Source organism: Aquamicrobium sp. LC103, assembly GCF_001014615.2.
In the GTDB taxonomy this organism is placed as follows: Bacteria; Pseudomonadota; Alphaproteobacteria; order Rhizobiales; family Rhizobiaceae; genus LBCQ02.
Map to the genome: position 1 here is coordinate 93,267 of NZ_LBCQ02000016.1, position 16,576 is coordinate 109,842.

11 protein-coding genes are annotated in these 16,576 nt (G+C 63.5%); 6 read left to right on the forward strand and 5 right to left on the reverse strand.

The annotated features are described in order from the left end of the window. Positions 1-420: 420 nt before the first annotated feature. The 3 genes from XW59_RS26345 to XW59_RS26355 form a co-directional block, all read right to left on the reverse strand. Positions 421-1,335, reverse strand: coding sequence for a glutaminase (locus tag XW59_RS26345; protein WP_047148383.1), 915 nt, complete (start codon positions 1,333-1,335; stop codon positions 421-423). Further along, positions 1,328-2,851: an amino acid permease gene (locus XW59_RS26350; RefSeq protein ID WP_206077757.1), complete on the reverse strand. Its 1,524-nt coding sequence runs from the start codon at positions 2,849-2,851 to the stop codon at positions 1,328-1,330. The genes XW59_RS26345 and XW59_RS26350 overlap by 8 nt, the downstream gene beginning before the upstream one ends. A gap of 61 nt (positions 2,852-2,912) precedes the next feature. Next, positions 2,913-4,286, reverse strand: a complete 1,374-nt coding sequence (locus tag XW59_RS26355; protein ID WP_047148384.1) for a glutamate decarboxylase — start codon at positions 4,284-4,286, stop codon at positions 2,913-2,915. A 524-nt stretch (positions 4,287-4,810) separates the two neighbouring features. Between XW59_RS26355 and XW59_RS26360 the strand changes: the two genes are divergently transcribed. Together XW59_RS26360 and XW59_RS26365 are read left to right on the forward strand one after the other, a co-directional pair. Then, positions 4,811-5,899 carry an efflux RND transporter periplasmic adaptor subunit gene (locus XW59_RS26360; RefSeq protein ID WP_047148385.1) on the forward strand — a complete coding sequence of 363 codons (1,089 nt, stop codon included), beginning with the start codon at positions 4,811-4,813 and terminating at the stop codon, positions 5,897-5,899. Beyond that, positions 5,896-9,000 carry an efflux RND transporter permease subunit gene (locus tag XW59_RS26365; RefSeq protein ID WP_047148386.1) on the forward strand — a complete coding sequence of 1,035 codons (3,105 nt, stop codon included), beginning with the start codon at positions 5,896-5,898 and terminating at the stop codon, positions 8,998-9,000. Before XW59_RS26360 ends, XW59_RS26365 begins: the two co-directional genes overlap by 4 nt. A 28-nt stretch (positions 9,001-9,028) precedes the next feature. Here XW59_RS26365 and XW59_RS26370 read toward each other — a convergent pair whose 3' ends face one another. Further along, on the reverse strand, positions 9,029-9,778 hold the full coding sequence (locus XW59_RS26370; RefSeq protein ID WP_047148387.1) for a sulfite exporter TauE/SafE family protein: 750 nt from the start codon (positions 9,776-9,778) through the stop codon (positions 9,029-9,031). A 38-nt stretch (positions 9,779-9,816) separates the two neighbouring features. Beyond that, positions 9,817-11,547: a thiamine pyrophosphate-requiring protein gene (locus tag XW59_RS26375; protein WP_047148459.1), complete on the reverse strand. Its 1,731-nt coding sequence runs from the start codon at positions 11,545-11,547 to the stop codon at positions 9,817-9,819. A gap of 243 nt (positions 11,548-11,790) precedes the next feature. On the opposite strand from XW59_RS26375, the gene XW59_RS26380 reads away from it, so the two are divergent. The 4 genes from XW59_RS26380 (at position 11,791) to XW59_RS26395 (ending at position 16,567) form a co-directional block, all read left to right on the forward strand. After that, positions 11,791-12,747, forward strand: coding sequence for a TAXI family TRAP transporter solute-binding subunit (locus XW59_RS26380; RefSeq protein WP_047148460.1), 957 nt, complete (start codon positions 11,791-11,793; stop codon positions 12,745-12,747). Beyond that, on the forward strand, positions 12,748-14,694 hold the full coding sequence (locus XW59_RS26385) for a TRAP transporter fused permease subunit (RefSeq protein ID WP_246666230.1): 1,947 nt from the start codon (positions 12,748-12,750) through the stop codon (positions 14,692-14,694). Further along, complete coding sequence (locus tag XW59_RS26390; protein ID WP_047148388.1) at positions 14,691-15,485, forward strand: IclR family transcriptional regulator; 795 nt, start codon at positions 14,691-14,693, stop codon at positions 15,483-15,485. Before XW59_RS26385 ends, XW59_RS26390 begins: the two co-directional genes overlap by 4 nt. A 65-nt stretch (positions 15,486-15,550) precedes the next feature. Beyond that, positions 15,551-16,567 carry an amidohydrolase family protein gene (locus XW59_RS26395; RefSeq protein ID WP_047148389.1) on the forward strand — a complete coding sequence of 339 codons (1,017 nt, stop codon included), beginning with the start codon at positions 15,551-15,553 and terminating at the stop codon, positions 16,565-16,567. Positions 16,568-16,576: the final 9 nt, after the last annotated feature.

Genomic DNA, 16,576 nt, shown 5'->3' on the forward strand with positions numbered 1-16,576 from the left:
GGGCTGCGGCTCCTCCTCCAAGGCGCTGCCTGATCCTGTCTTGCGGCGTCAGGGCTGGACGTGCTCCTCCCGCCTCTGCCGCCGATCTCGTTTCGACGATGCCGCCTGGGGCGCCGCGAGCCTTTCCTCTCAGGCTCGTTCCTCAATTTTCATGAAGATGGCATGGTCGATATGCAGGCGTCAACATGCCGAAAACAAGATAATACGGGCATAATTCGCATGTCTGGATCGTAGAGAATTTGGCTATCGAAAAACAGGTACGGAAATCGAGAACCGGCGGAATCCGCGATGCCAAGGAGCGATGGGATGCCGAAGGCGCGCCGCCGCTCGCATCAGTGCGGCGGCCGCCGGTTCCGAGGTCGCGACGGTCAAGGTGAGGAGCGGTCCCGCGACATGGCCGAATATGCCGAGCGATGCCAGCTAGAAGATCGACCAGCCGGTGAGGGAATCGAAGGTGTCGAGGGCAAGGGCGGCGGTGACAGAATTGCCGTGCTCGTCCAGGCCTGGTCCCCAGGCGACAGCGGCGCAACGATCGGGAACGACGGCAAGTATGCCGCCACCGACGCCACTTTTGCAGGGCAGGCCGATGCGGTAGGCGAATTCGCCGGCCGCATCGTAGGGGCCGCAGGTGAGCATCAGCGACACGATGCGGCGTGCGTCCTTCGGCGTCAGCAGCCTCGATCCGTCGGCGCGCAGACCGTGCCGGGCGAGCAGGAGCCCGGCACGGGCGAGTTCCTGCGCGCTGATCGTGATCGAACACTGCCTGAAATAGTGGTCGAGGGCATGCTCGACGGGATTGAGCATGTTTCCGAAGTCGGCCATCAGATGGGCGAGCGCCCTGTTGCGATGCCCGGTCTCGGATTCGGAGGCGGCGGTGACGCTGTCGACGTGCAGGTCGGGGTTGCCGGTCTCGGCGCGCAGCAGGCCACGCAGCGAGCCGAGCGCGTCTCCCGTATCGGCGAGCAATTGGTCGGTGACGACTATGGCGCCGGCATTGATGAAGGGGTTGCGCGGAATGCCCTTCTCGAACTCGAGCTGGAACAGGGAGTTGAACGCGCTGCCGGATGGCTCGCGATGGACGCGCTTCCAGATCGCCTCGTCGTCGTGGCTCAGAACGAGAGCGAGGGTGAACACCTTGGAGATGCTCTGCAGCGAGAAGCGGACGTCCTGATCGCCGACGCCGTAAACGTCACCATCGACGCTCGCCACCGCGAAGCCGAACTGCTTCGGATCGACCTCGCCGAGGGCCGGGATGTAGGTGGCGACCTTGCCTTCGCCGATGTGCGGGCGAACGGTCCTCAGGACTTTTCGGGCGGCCTCGTGGAGATCAACCATGAGCGTGGGCCTTCTTTTCGGACAAGGCTCGTCGTTCCGGGGGAGGAACACGCCCGGAAGCGAGGCGCGCCGCCCGGTCCTCGGGCGGAAGCCAGCTATCCTTGCGGAACCATTCGAGCACGATGGGAGCGGCGGTGAAGATGATGGCACCGCCGGCGACGAGGGCGACGTAGATGGCGGGATTGCCTATGGGCAGTTGATCCGGTGGGACGAAGGCGAGCACGAAGGCGAACGCCACGGCTGCGAAGCCGATTCCCGCCACGAGCCACATGCCGACATTGCCACCCGGGACTTTGAAGGAACGTTCCAGATCGGGCTGGGTGTAACGAAGCCGGATCGCGGCGGCATACATCAACAGATAGACGATGATGTAGAGGCTGACGGCCATCGCCGTGATGAGGAAGAACACCACGGAGACATCGGTCACGACCAGATAGATCGACGACAGGGCGGTGACGACGATACCCTGGATGATCAGGATGTTCTTCTGCACGCCCGTCTTGGTGGTTTTCTGCATCCATGGCGGCAGCTTGCCGTCGTGGGCCGTGGCGAGCAGGCCGCGGCTCGGTCCCGTGATCCAGGCGAGGACGCCGCCGAGCGCGCCGTAGCAGATGAGCAGGCTCAGGACCGGAACCGGCCAGGTCGAGCCGAGCATCGCGGTGAAAACGGTCGAGAATGCATCGAAGACGCCGGTCTGGAGGTTGATCTGCTCGTAACGGAGGATACCGGCGATCGCCAATGCGCCGAGCGTGAATATAGCAAAGGAGACCAGGGCGGCGATCATGATGACGACCGGATAGCCGGTCTTGGGATTGCGCAACTCGTTGGTGTGGACCGCCTGCGATTCGACCCCGGCGAAGCTGAGCAGGATGCCGGCGAGGAATGCGAGGCCTCCCAGGCTGGTGACATAGGGGAACCAGCGCGGGTGGGGATGCCCGTCGGTGGCCACGGCAACCGACGGATCGGTGGCGACGTTCCACCCGATGGTGTGGCCCGACATCACCCACCACAGGCAGGCTCCGATCAGGATGAGGCCGGGTATCGCGGTGCCGAGGATGAAGCCGTATTGGGTGACCTTGGCGGCAAACTGGGTGCTGACAAGCGCGACTAGGGTGCACAGCCAGAACGCGACGACGGTGAAGAGGCCGACATAGATGTTGTTGTTGGCCAGGTCGGGCGCACCGAAGGTAAAGGCGAGCGCGGCCGCGGCAAAGCTAAGCCCGGTGGGATAGAAGACGATGTTCTGCACCCAGGAGAGAAAGATGGCGATGAAGCCGACTGGCTTGCCGAATGCCTCGCCCACCCAGACGTAAATTCCACCCTCGCGGTTGCCGAAGGCGCCGCCGAGTTCGGCGGCCACCAGACCTGCCGGAATGAGGAAGAGGATGACCGCGAAACCGATGTAGAAGAACATTTCCATTTCTTCCTTGGCCATCATCGGCAGGCCGCGCAGGCTGGTGACGATGGATGCCGCGGTCATGAATCCCAGTGCTGAGACGGTAATGGTCTTGTTCACGATCGTCCTCCGGACCCGAAATGACGTGAAGTCGTCCTGAAAAACCGAAGTAGGCGCATGGTCAGCATTTGCTGACGGTCGTCACCTCGTGGTGGTGAAGCTTCGGCGGTGTCGAGGTGCCGCCATGCTGCTTCAGCCAGTCGCAGGCGTGGATGATGTCCTTGGCCAGCCCGTTGATGACGTTCAAGTTGAGATGCGGGCGCACCACGACGCGCAGGCTGTTCACCGATTCCGCGTTTGGCGGCATCGAGTAGGCGGAGAGCACCCAGCCGCGCTCGCGCACCTTGGCCGAGACGTCGAATTCGTTGAAGTTCTTGAACTCGTCCTTGAGCGTCAGCGCGACGACGGGAATGCGCTGGGTCTTGTTCATGATCTCGAAATAGCCGCTTTGGACGAGCAGCTCGCGCAGATGCTGCGCGTTGTCGACCGTGTGCTGCATGATCTCCTTGTAGCCGTCGAAGCCGAGGCGCACGATGGTGTAGTACTGGTAGGCGATCTGCGCCGCGTTGCGGCTGAAGTTGAGGGTCGCCGTCGGCATCTCGCCACCGAGATAGTTCACGTAGAAGACGAGATCCTCGTTGAAGATCTTGCGCTCCCTAAAGACGATCCAGCCGAGGCCGGGGGGCACCAGCCCGTATTTGTGCCCGGACGCATTGATCGACTGGACGCGCGGCAAGCGGAAATCCCATTTGTAGTCCGGATAGAGGAACGGGTTGACGAAGCCGCCGGAGGCGCCGTCGACATGCATGGGAATGCTGATGCCGGTGCGTTTCTCGTAGGCGTCCAGCCAGTCGTGGATTTCCTGGAAATCGTCGTCCTCGCCCGTGAAGGTCTGGCCCGCGATGGCGACGACGGCGATCGTGTTCTCGTCGACCAGTTCGTCGAGGTGCTCGGTCGTCAGCCGGTAATTGCCCGGCTTCAAGGGCGCGATGCGAGGCTCGACGTCGAAATAGCGCATGAACTTCTTCCAGACGATCTGGACGTTGCCGCCGGTGACCAGGTTGGGCTTCGAACCATCCTTGCCGGCGGCCTCCCGCGCCTGCCGCCAGTTCCATTTGTGGGCGAGGCCGGCGAGCATGCAGGCCTCCGAAGAGCCAACGGTGGCCGTACCGTAGGGCTCCACGCCCTTCGGACCGTTCCAGAGCTCGTGCAGCCATCGCACCATGCGGCTCTCCATGGCGAAGAGCTGCGGGTACATGTCGTGGTCGATGTAGTTCTTGAGGAAGTTTCTCCGGCCGACTTCCAGCGCCTCGGGCTCGGTGAAGGTGGTCACGAAGGACGAAAGATTCATCACCGGTTGCGAATCCGACCAGGCTTCGCTGTTGACGATCGCCTCGGCGGCAAAGGCGGAGATGCTCTTGCGGGGGAAGCGATCCTCGGGGATTTCCTCGTTGAAATCATCGTAGAAGATGTCGAAAGGGGACTTGTGTTTCATGGTGCGACTCCTGTCCGCGCCCCGTTGGAGCGATGTATTTTCAAACAGTGAGCGGCAGTCCGTTGACGGACCAGGGGGCATCCGCGAGGCATCTATCTTCGCAACCGCAGATTTTAACCGGCTATCTGCGTCGTGTTCGGTGAATGCATATGAGAAAGGCTGGCGGCTATCGTGTCCCGGCAGAAAATCCGCCGATTTCGCTGGCTCTGCGGCACGTCCATTCTCCTCTCCTCGCCAAATGATGCGTCAGAGCGTGAATGACCCCTTCCATTTCCCCGTAACTTCGATCCTGCACTTGAAATGGCGGATTGTCCAGAAGCTTTTCTGTCAAATCCGCAGTTAACATCATGATAATTATGGTAATACCCGGGACTTTGCAGTCCATTCTGGTTTGTTAGTTTCTGCTAATGGAAAAGGAGCTTTGAATGCCGGTTTATCTTCTTGCGTCTTTTCGATTTCGCCTATTAGTATCGGCGCCGAGACTATGCCTGACGATTTTCCCCTGAAAGGGAGTGAGGTTGGACATGAGCAACTGGTCCCGCGCCACGGCGATTTCGTCTCTGCTTTCCTTCCTCGCGATAGCCGGCTGCTCGCAAGAGGCCGAACAGCCGCAACCTCCGCGTGCCGTCCGCGTCGTGGAAATCGATCCCCAGAACGCGCCCCTCGCGGCCGCGCAGGGAAGCGGGCGCATAGAGGCGCGCAGCACGGCCAGCGTCGGCTTCCTCGTTGCCGGGCGCTTGACCGAGCGGCCCGTCAACGTCGGTACTTCGGTTGCGGCCGGCGACCTCATCGCGCGGATCGATCCGACGGATTTCCAGAACAAGGTCGTCGCGGCCCAGGCGCAGGTCTCGGCGGCTCAAGCCACGGTCGATCAGGCCTCCCCGCAGGAAAGCCGGCTCAAGAAACTGCTGGAGGACGGCTTCGCCACGCGCCAGCAATATGAGGCGGCCCTCCAGGCGCTGCAGGGCGCGCAGGCGCAGCTCAACGGCGCCTCGGCCAATCTGAAGCTGGCCGACGACCAGTTGAAATACACCCAGCTTCTCGCGCCGACCGACGGGGTCGTCACGGCCACCGCCGCCGATGTCGGGCAAGTCGTCGCAGCCGGACAGACCGTGGTCGAACTCGCCCAGCATGGCGAACGCGACGCGGTCTTCGCGATCGCGCCCCAGCACGTGGCCTATGCGCAGATCGGCATGCCGGTGAAGGTGTGGCTCCAGGACAAGCCGTCCGAGACGACCGCCGGAACGCTGCGCGAGGTGGCGCCGAACGCCGATCCTGTCACCGGCACGTATCAGGTCAAGGTCTCGCTGCCGGACGCTCCCGCCGATATGCGCCTCGGCGCGATCGTCGTCGGGCATGCGGAAGTGGAGGGCGGGCTGATGGTGCGGGTGCCGAGCACCGCCCTGCTGCAAACGGGCTCGGAGCCGCAGGTCTGGGTCGTTTCCCAGCCCGCGGGCGAGGTCGCGAAACGCGCGGTCACCGTCCTGCGTTACGAGGCCGACGGCGTGATCATTTCGGACGGGCTGGAGAAGGGCGATCTGGTGGTGACCGCGGGCGTCAACTCGCTCACCGACGGCCAGAAGGTGACCGTCCAGAAAGCGGCCGCGCAATGACCCGCTTCAACCTGTCCGATTGGGCGGTCCGGCACCGCACGCTCGTCCTGTTCTTCATGATCATCTGTCTCGTCGGCGGGGTTCTTTCCTTCTTCAATCTCGGACGTCAGGAAGACCCCGACTTCGCGATCCAGACCATGGTGGTGCAGACCGTCTGGCCGGGCGCCACCACCGGCGACACGATGCTGCAGGTCACCGACCGCATCGAGAAGAAGCTTCAGGAAACGCCCAATCTCGACTTCATCCGCAGCTTCACCAAGCCGGGCGTGTCCGTGGTCTTCGTCAACCTGCGCGAATCCGTCGACGCCGAGGACATTCCCTGGATCTGGTACGAAGTCCGCAAGAAGGTCTCGGATATCGCGCAGACGCTGCCCGACGGTGTACGCGGCCCGTTCTTCAACGACGAGTTCGGCGACGTCTTCGGCAATGTCTACGGCCTGACGGTCGACGGGTTTTCCCAGCGCGAGGCCAGGGATTTCGCCGAGACGGCGCGCTCGAGCTTCCTGCGCGTGGCGGATGTCGGCAAGGTCGAGCTTTTCGGCGCGCAAGACGAGAAGATCTATCTCTCCTTCTCGCCGGCGAAGCTTGCGGCGCTCGGGTTGAACTTCAACCAGGTGCTCGCCGCCATCGGCGACCAGAACGCGGTCGCGCCAGCCGGCGTCATCTCCACCCGGCAGGAGAACATTCTCGTCGAGGTCTCCGGCGCGATCGAGAGCGAGCGCGGGATCGAGGCGATCAACTTGTTCGTCAACGGCCGGTTCTATCCGCTGACCGAGCTGGCGACGATCACGCGCGGTTATGCCGACCCCCCGTCGAAAATGTTCCGCGTCAACGGCAAGGCGGCGATCGGCATCGCCGTCTCGATGCGTTCCGGCGGCAACAATCTGACCTTCGGCGAAGGGTTGAACAAAGCGGCCGCGCAATTGCAGCAGCAATTTCCAATCGGCGCCGACATCGTTCTCGTCTCGGACCAGCCGCAAGTGGTCAGTCAGGCGATCGGCGGCTTCACGCGTGCGCTCTTCGAGGCGATCGCCATCGTGCTCGCGGTCAGCTTCCTGAGCCTCGGCCTGCGCGCCGGCCTCGTGGTGGCGCTGTCGATCCCGCTCGTTCTCTCCATCGTCTTTCTCGGAATGGAAATGCTCGGGATCAGTCTCCAGCGTGTATCGCTCGGCGCGCTCATCATCGCCCTCGGGCTCCTCGTCGACGACGCGATGATCACGATCGAGATGATGGTTTCGAAAATAGAGGAGGGGATGGAGAAGCTGAAGGCGGCCACCTTCGCCTATATCTCCACCGCCTTTCCGATGCTGACCGGCACATTGGTGACGCTCTTCGGCTTCCTGCCCGTCGGCTTTGCCGACAGCATGGTCGGCCAATACTGCTTCTCTCTCTTCGCCGTCATGACGCTGGCGCTTCTGTCTTCGTGGTTCGTCGCCGTGATCTTCGCGCCGGTGATCGGCGTGACGGTTCTGCCTTCGCAACTCACCAAGAAGAAGGATTCGGGCTTCGTGGCGCGGTTCCGCGGGAGCTTCCATCGCGTGCTCGTCGGCTGCATGCGCCATCGCTATTTGACGATCGCGGTGACTTTGGCGCTGTTCGTCGCTGCGCTGTTCGCGCAGCAATTCGTGCAGAGGCAGTTCTTCCCGGCATCCGACCGGCCCGAGCTGCTGGTAACGCTGACCTTGCCCAAGAACGCCTCGATCTTCGCCACGGCGGAGCAGGTGGACGCGGTCGAGAAGCTGATCGAAGGGGATGCCGATATCGAGCGCTATTCGTCGACGATCGGCGGCGGCGCGGTACGCTTCTATCTTCCGCTGGACGTGCAGCTCGACAATGATTTCCTCGCCCAGTTCGTGATCGTCACCAAGGGGTTGGAGGAGCGCGACCGGTTGCGGGCGAAGCTCGAGAACGCATTCGCCACGGGTTTCGACAATGTGCTTGCGCGCGTGTCGCCGCTCGAACTCGGCCCGCCCGTGGGTTGGCCGGTGCAGTACAGGGTGAGCGCCTCGACGCCGGACGAGGCCCGCGACATCGCCGGGCGCGTGGCCGATGCACTGCGCGCGTCGAATGCGGCGCGTACCGTCAATCTCGACTGGAGCGAAAAGAACAAGACCGTTCGCCTCATCGTCAACCAGGACCGGGTGCGCCAGCTCGGGCTGAGCTCGCTTGCGCTCTCCGAGCTTCTCTACACGGTCTTCAACGGCGCGCCGGTGACCGAAATTCGCGATTCCATCTATCTCGTCGACGTGCTTGCCCGCGCCGGCGACGAGGACCGTCTGTCGCTCGACACGCTGCGCAACATGCAGGTGAACCTGCCGACCGGCGGCGCCGTGCCGCTCGCCGAGATCGCGTCGCTGAGCTACACGCTCGACGACGGCTATATCTGGCGGCGCGACCGTCTGCCGACGATAACCGTCCAGGCCGATACGGCACCGGGGCTCGAAGCGCCGACCGTCTACCAGCGTCTCGCCGCGCAGATCGACGAGATCGGCGGCTCATTGCCGCCCGGCGCCGCGATCGTCGAGGGCGGCACCGTCGAGAAGAGCGCTTCGAGCAACGCCTCCCTGCTGGCAAAGGTGCCGTTGATGGTCATGCTGATGCTGATCGTGCTGATGATCCAGCTTCAGAGCTTCTCGCGCCTGTTCCTGGTCATCAGCGTGGCGCCGCTGGGCGTGATCGGCGTCGTCGTCGCGCTGCTTCTCACCGGCTCGCCGCTCGGCTTCGTCGCCATTCTCGGCCTCATCGCCCTCGTGGGCATGATCATCCGCAACTCCGTCATCCTCGTCGACCAGATAGAGCACAACCGTGCCGCCGGCGCCGATCCCTGGACCGCCGTGGTGGAGGCCGCGCTTCACCGCCTGCGACCGATCCTGCTGACGGCTGCCGCCGCGATCCTCGGCATGGTGCCGATCATGCGCGACGTGTTCTGGGGGCCGATGGCGTTCACCATCGTCGGCGGGCTCGCCTTTGCGACCGTGCTGACCTTGCTTTTCCTGCCGGCGCTTTATGTCGCGTGGTTCCGAGTGGAGGAGCCGGAATCGGACGTTCCGCGAAAATCGCCCAGCGAGGGTGGTTCCCTGGCGCTGGAAACCGGGAACTGACCGGTCTCGATCTCGGAGCCGGCACGCTTTAGGAGAAAAGCGCCTCGTAGATCAGCTTCACCGAGAGCAGGCTGAGCAGGATGAGGATCGCGCGGTCGAAGGTTTCCTTGGAGAAGCGGCGGGCGAGAGCGGAGCCGACCGGCATGAAGGCAAGTATCGGCGCCATGGCCGCGAGGCTGATGGCGAGTCCTTTCCACGAGAGGATGCCGACATAGCCGAGCGAGGCGATCTGCAACGCGGTCATGACGGCAAAGAAAACCGAGATCGTGGAAATGAAGAACGGCCGCTCCAGCCGTATTGCGTTGAGAAAGGTGATCGAGACGGGTGCGGAGATGCCGGACGAGCCCTGCAGCATGCCGGCGATCATGCCGGCGGGGATGCTCAGGCGCTCGGCGAAGGGATAGGCGATCTTCCAATTCGGCTTGCCGATGCGCAGGAGTACGTAGAAAAGCACGGCGGCCGCGACGATCATCGACAGGATGGCCGGAGAGAAGGAGGCGAGCATGAAGGTGCCGATCAGGGCGCCGGCGCCGCCGGCGAGCGCGAAGCTCCAGACGAACGCCGACGGCAGCCTGTGGGCGCGAAAGAGCCAGCCCTGCCACATATTGGTGAGCAGGTTCGGCATCAGCATGACGACGACGGCGAACTTGACGTCGAAGACCATGGCGAGCGCCGGCACGGCGAGGATCGGCGCGCCGGCCCCCGTCGCGCCCTTGAGCACGCCGCCCATGGCGAGGCACACGAAGATCAGCGCGAACTGCGCCAGGTCGATGGTCATGTCCTGATGTGCTCTCGCCTGTCTCGGGCATTTGTCGTTCAGTTGCGGTCGGAAACGGCGATCCGCAGCTCGAGAACCGCCTGCCGGCGCTCCTTCCTTATCACCCCGATGGCACGCTCGAGCGCGGCGGGCAAGTCCTCGCCATGCTCGACGCGCTCGGTATAGGCGCGACTGGCCGCGGCGACCATGGTGTAGTCCGGCGCCGGCTCCAGCGAGGTCAGCGGCATCTGGTTGGCCTTCGCCGCCGCGCCGCCCGGATACGCGCTGACGACCGAACGGCGCACCGCGTTCCACAGTCCGTTGTTCTTGATGATCGTCAGGATCGGAAGCTCCAGCGCCTCGGCGATCTGGTGGCAGGCGACCGGGTTGGCGAACATGTAGGAGCCGTCGCCGATGCAGGCGATCACCAGACGTTCGCGGTCGGCGAGCTGCGCGCCGAGCGCGGCGGGCAGCGCCCAGCCGAGGCCGCCGGAATGCGGATTGTTGAAAATGCGATTGGGACCTTCGACCCGCATCGCCCCGGCGACGACGCCGAGCTCGCCGAATACCACCGCGCGCTCGTCCATGGCCTGTGAAATGCAGTGGCTCATCCATTCCGCGCTCATCGGGCTCGCCTTGCCCTGCTGAACGAGGGCGGCCGCCGCCGCGAGCCGCTCCTGAGAGCGCCCGGCTATCGCCGCACGGCGTTCGCGATTGTCGCCGGCCAGCGGTTCCATCGCGCGGCGCAGCGCCTCGATGCCGGCCGCTGCCTCTCCGGTTATCGCAAGGTCGGCCTGGTAGCCGCGGATAGGCATGCGCTGGAAGAGCGGATCGGGAGCAAGGTGGATCACCCTGGTCTGGTCCGAGGGCCTGTGTAGCGATTCCATCCACGGCACGCCGCTGTCGACGACGAGGATGACGTCGGCTTCCGCGATCGGCCCCTTCACGTCGTAGCCGAGGAACATCGGATCGTCGGAGGCCATGACGTTGCGAATGGAGAACGGCTCGACGACGGGAATGGCATGAGCGTGGGCAAGTTTCGAGATGGCCTCGGCCGCGCGGCCTTCCGTGTCGCCGCGCTGGCAGATGATCAGCGGGTTCTTGGCCTCCGCCAGCCATTTCGCGGCTTGTGCAATCGCGTCCGGATCGGGGAAGGGCGCGGTTGCGGCCGCTTGATGCGCGGCGGGTCGGGCCGCGTTCGGCGCGATCCTTTCCATCAGCGGTTCGCGCGGCAGGCTCAGATAGACCGGTCCGCGCGGTTCGCTCATGGCGAGGCTCGCCGCCCGTGTCGCCAGGAGATCGCCCTGTTCGGGATAGCGCATCTCGTAGTGGAACTTGCTGACGTTGCTGACGAGGCTGCTCTGGTCGTACATTTCCTGGCCGTACTGGATCGGCGTGACGCGCGCGCCCTCCCGTCCGCTTTCGGTGATCGGCGTGCGACCGGACATCATCAGCACGGGTATGTTGTCGCTTGCGGCGTTGATCATGCCCATGGCGGAATTGGCGAGCCCGACATTCACATGGACCATTGCCGCCTGCAGCTTTCCGCTGACGAGATAGTAGCCATGCGCCATCGCCACGCCCGCGGTTTCGTGCGGCACGGTCACCGGCACGGGAACGGAGGACTGTTCGAGCGCGGCCAGCGCCTCGATGATCGGCGGAAAATCGGTGCCGGCATTGGCGAAGACGTAGTCGACGCCGGCGCGCTTCAGCCCAAGCAGGAGGTTCTCCGCGCCGGTCAGGCCTTCGCGGGTGGCGCTGTCCGGTGAAGCCGGATGTGAGTTGAGCATCGATTCCTCCACAATCTCATATTCTCATATGTTTGCGCGCGCTGCGCGGTCTTCGCCAATGCCCAGGAAAACTCAAAAAATGGCCGTAATTCCTCGGAAGCTTGGCTTCTCCTGGTGCAGTAGCGTGAAAAATGCACTTGTAATGTAGGCAAATGCAAGTGCATCATGGAGCAATAATCTCTTTTTATGGGATTTTTGCATCATCTGGAAACGGAGATGCCGAGGAGCAACCGGAGGAGAAACATGAAAGCCTTTTTTGTCCCGGCCGTTTTCGCGGCCGCGGTCGCATTTGCCGGCCCCGCCTTGGCCCAGACCGTGGGCATCGCGACGTCCAATCCCGGCTCGATCTTTCACAATATCGGGACGGCGGTGGCGAGCGCGGCAAGCCGCGCGGGCCTCAACGCAACCATCCAGCCGGCGACGAGCCCCAACCAGTACATTCCCTTCGTCGCGCGCGGCGGCATCGAATTCGGCGCCGCCAACCTGCAGGAAGTGAACTACGCGCTCGAGGGCAAGGAGTGGTTCGAAGGCTCCGTCAATCCGGATCTGCGGATCGTCGGTCTCGTCATGCCGCTCGTGGAGGCGATTTTCGTGCGCGCGGATTCCGACATCAAGTCGATCGCCGATCTGCGCGGCAAGCCGATGGTCGACGGCTATACCGCCCAGAACACCATTCTTCCGCAGCTCGACGCGATGTATGCGACAGCCGGCATGACGCGTTCCGACATGCAGCCGGTGCAGGTGCCGAGCGTGGTCGGCGGCGCCGACGCCTTCATCGCCGGCGACAGCGTCGGCTTCATCTTCGCCCATGGCGCCGGCAAGGTGCGCGAGGCGGATGCCGCCGTCGGCGGCCTGCGGGCGCTGCCGATCGAAAACACGCCGGAGAACCTGGAAAAGGCGCGCCAGTTCTGGCCGGTCGCCTTCTTCGCGGACATGGAGCCGGGGCCGAACGCGCCCGGCGTTGAGGAGAAGTCCACCTTCTTCGCCTATCCGCAGGTGATCTTCACCAACGCCAACGTGCCCGACGACGTCGTCTATCAGATGACCAAGGTTATCCATGAGAGCAAGGAGGCCATGGCCGGCACATTCGCGCCATTCAGGGCTTTCAACCCCGATGAGATGGTGGGCGAGACGGGGACGTCAGAATACCACCCCGGCGCCATCAGGTACTACAAGGAAATCGGTATCTGGAAAGAATAGATGACGATGGCTCAGAATTTGTCAGGAAAGCCCGCGCTCGGGCTTTCCCCTTCCATCTGGCGGCCGATCGTCGAAATCTTCGCGGTCTGCCTCACCGTGCTCGCGATCGCCTGGGCGCTGGCAGTGCCGCGGGCGCTCGGCGTCGCCTTCTATCCGCAGCAATTCATGGCGGGCATTCTCGCCTTCACGCTGCCGATCGCGTTCCTGATGCTGCCGGCGGACCGCACCAGCGACCGCACGACGGTTCCCTGGTACGACTGCATCGCGGCCGTGGTGTCGTTCGCCGCGCTCGCCTACATCACGCTGCGTTATTCCGCCGTCGTGAACCTGATCTTCGCGAGCCCGCCGAGCGCCTATATTCCCGGCGCGATCGTCATCCTGCTTCTCCTGGAGGCAGTACGCCGGGCGACCGGCTGGGCGCTGGTGATCATCATGGCCGTCTTCATCCTCTACGGATTGTTCGGCAACTACATGCCGGGGCGGCTTGCCGGCCGCGCCCAGGACTGGCAGATGCTTGCCGGCTACATGGCCTATGACAGCAACGGCATCCTAGGACTTCCGCTCAGTGTCGCGGCAACGATCGTCGTCGCCTTCATCCTGTTCGGCAACCTTCTGGCGGCGACCGGCGGATCCAAATTCTTCACCGACGCCGCGCTTCTCGGCATGGGCCGCTTCCGCGGTGGTTCGATGAAGATCGCGGTGGTGGCGTCCGCATTGTTCGGATCGATATCGGGCTCGGCGGTCGCCAATGTGGTCGCGACCGGCATCGTCACCATCCCGATGATCAAGCGCGACGGCTATCCCGCCCACAAGGCCGGGGCGATCGAGGCGGTCGCCTCGACCGGTGGGCAGATGATGCCGCCGGTCATGGGCGCGGCCGCCTTCCTGATGGCCGAGTTCCTGCAGATCTCCTATGCGGAAGTGGTCATGGCGGCGCTGGTTCCGTCGCTGATCTACTATGCGGCGCTGTTCATCCAGTCCGACCTGGATGCCGCGCGCCTCGGCATCTCCCGGGTGCCGGAATCCGACATTCCCGATCGCCGCATGGTGCTGGGCGGATGGCATTTCATCCTCGGCTTCGCGGTGCTGATCTATGCGCTCTTCGCCTTGAACTGGCAGCCGGAGCGGGCCGCTCTGACGTCGTGCCTCGTCGTCATCGCGACTTCGATGATCTTCGGCTATCATTCCGCTCGGCCGACGATCAGGTCGCTTCTGGAGACCATACCGGGCACCGGCAAGGCGGTGGTGGAGATCATCCTGATCTCGGCGGCGGCGGGCATCGTGATCGCGATCCTCAACGTCACCGGCCTGAGCTTCAACCTGACCTATGCGCTGGTGCAGCTCGGTGGCGGCAACCCGCTCATTCTGCTTCTCCTTTCGGCGGTGATATGCATCGTGCTCGGCATGGGCCTGCCGACGCTCGGCGTTTACGTCCTGCTCGCCGCACTGGTGGCGCCGGCGCTCATCGAAGTGGGAATCAACCCGGTTGCCGCGCATCTGTTCATTCTCTACCTGGGGATGATGTCGATGATCACGCCGCCCATAGCCATCGCCGCCTTCGCGGCCGCGAGCATCGCCAAGGCCTCGGCCATGGCGACCGGCTTCGCGTCGATGAAGTTCGGCTGGTCGGCCTTCGTCATACCGTTCCTGTTCGTCTTCTCGCCCACGCTCATCCTGATCGGAGAGCCGGTCGAGATCGCGATCGCGATCGTCACGGCGGTGCTCGGCGTATGGCTGGTCTCGGCCGGCCTGTCCGGCTATTTCGTGGCCAAGCTGACGCCGATGAGGCGGGGGCTGTTCATCGTTCTCGGCCTGCTCGCGCTTATCCCCGCCGGCACCTTCCCGGGGGCCGTCTATACCGATATCGTCGGCGTCCTGGGCGGGCTTGCGATAATGGGGGTCGAGTTCGCGGCTTCGATGAGAAAGAGCGAGAAGGCGGTGTCTTGACGAAGAATGGCGGCAACAGTCTCGAACGTGTCCTGGCCGTTCTGGAGGTTTTCAGCGAGAACCACCTGGAATGGACGCCCGAGGAACTGATGGAGGAGTTGGGCTATAGCCGCCCAACCCTCTACCGCTACCTCAAGACGCTGCGGGAAGCGGGTCTTCTGACCTCGATGCCCAATGCCGGCTTCACGCTCGGGCCGAAGGTGGTCGAGATGGACTACCTGCTGCGCAAGTCGGATGCGCTGATCCTCAACGGATCGGCGCATCTGAAGAATCTCACGGAGCGATATAGTTGTACGGCACTCCTGGTGCGCTGGTATGGCGACAAGTTGCTCTGCGTGGATTCCCTGGCCTCGGTGAAGAACCCGCGCAGCTCCTATCCGCGCGGCCGCCCCATGCCGCTCGGGCGCGGGGCGATCGCCCGTTCCATCATGGCTTTCCTGCCGCGCCGGCATTTGATGCCGATGATCGAGCGAACGTTCGACGAATTGCGCGCGGTCGGCCTTGGAAATACGCCCGATGAGATAGTGGAAAGCCTGAAACGCGTGCGAAAGGCCGGTTATGCCGTAGCCTTCGGCGAGGTTACGCCGGGCGTGGTGGGCATCGCCGCGCCTGTTTTCGATGCCGGCCAGAGCCCGATCGCCAGCGTCTGCGTGACGATCGCCGGCCATCTCGTCAACGGCAAGACCATCGAGGAGATCAGCCTTGAGGTGCGCGGCGCCGCGACCCAGGTCAGCGAGGCGCTGTCGCTGCATCGTCATGGAGTGGATACGACAGATATTCTCACAGAGTGAGATTTCATATTGACTTCGATGGCTAGGCGCCGCATCTTGCCCCGACATTTCGGGAGCGAGACTTCATGCAGAAAATCGACATCTTCAATCACATCTGGCCGAAGCCCTTCTTCGATGCGCTGATCGCGCATATCGGCGAGATGACGGACATCACCATGCGCTCGGGCGCGGTGCCGATGATGACGGAACTGGACCGTCGCTTCGAGGTCATGGACATATTCGGCGACGATTATCGCCAGGTGCTTTCGCTCGCCTCGCCGCCGCTGGAAAAGCTTGCAGGTCCGGAAAAGGCGCTGGAACTGAGCCGCATCGGCTCCGATTCCATGGCCGAACTGGTCGCGAAGCATCCCGACCGCTTCCCCGCCTTCATCGGCACCGCGCCGATGAACAATCCGGATGCCCTCGTCGAGGAATGCCGCCGCGCGGTCGAGGATCTCGGCGCCGTCGGCATGCAGATATTCACCAACATCGCCGGCAACCCCGTCGATCTACCGGAATACGAGCCTTTCTTCGAATATATGGCCAAGGCGGGCAAGGCGGTCTGGCTCCACCCGGCGCGAGGGGAGAATTTCCCGGACTATCTCAAGGAGAAACGCTCGGAATATGAGATTTGGTGGACGTTCGGCTGGCCATACGAGACCTCGGCGGCGATGGCGCGCATGGTGTTCTCGCGGCTGTTCGACAAATATCCGGGCCTCAAGGTTGTCACCCACCATGCCGGCGGCATGATCCCCTTCTTCGAAGGCCGCGTCGGCCCCGGCTGGGACCAGATGGGCAAGCGCACGACGGATCGCGATCTTGGCGCAGTGCGCAATGCGCTGAAGCGTCCGCATCTCGAATATTTCAAGGAGTTCTACGCCGACACCGCTTCGTTCGGTTCGCGCAAGGCGATCGAGCACGCGATCGAGTTCTTCGGCGAGGACCGCGTCATGTTCGCCTCCGATGCGCCCTTCGATCCGGAGGGCGGACCGATGTATATCCGAGAGACGATCCGCATCCTGGACAGCCTCGACGTTTCGGACGAGGTGCGCCGCAAGCTCTATCAGGACAATGCGGTGAAGCTGCTCGGGCTGAAGCTTTAGGAGGCAGCT

Bases quoted from the DNA above. Each gene is read 5' to 3' on its own strand.
- XW59_RS26365 (WP_047148386.1), top strand. From the start codon at position 5,896: ATGACCCGCTTCAACCTGTCCGATTGGGCGGTCCGGCACCGCACGCTC.
- XW59_RS26395 (WP_047148389.1), top strand. From the start codon at position 15,551: ATGCAGAAAATCGACATCTTCAATCACATCTGGCCGAAGCCCTTCTTC.
- XW59_RS26360 (WP_047148385.1), top strand. From the start codon at position 4,811: ATGAGCAACTGGTCCCGCGCCACGGCGATTTCGTCTCTGCTTTCCTTC.
- XW59_RS26355 (WP_047148384.1), bottom strand. From the start codon at position 4,286: ATGAAACACAAGTCCCCTTTCGACATCTTCTACGATGATTTCAACGAG.
- XW59_RS26370 (WP_047148387.1), bottom strand. From the start codon at position 9,778: ATGACCATCGACCTGGCGCAGTTCGCGCTGATCTTCGTGTGCCTCGCC.
- XW59_RS26380 (WP_047148460.1), top strand. From the start codon at position 11,791: ATGAAAGCCTTTTTTGTCCCGGCCGTTTTCGCGGCCGCGGTCGCATTT.
- XW59_RS26375 (WP_047148459.1), bottom strand. From the start codon at position 11,547: ATGCTCAACTCACATCCGGCTTCACCGGACAGCGCCACCCGCGAAGGC.
- XW59_RS26345 (WP_047148383.1), bottom strand. From the start codon at position 1,335: ATGGTTGATCTCCACGAGGCCGCCCGAAAAGTCCTGAGGACCGTTCGC.
- XW59_RS26385 (WP_246666230.1), top strand. From the start codon at position 12,748: ATGACGATGGCTCAGAATTTGTCAGGAAAGCCCGCGCTCGGGCTTTCC.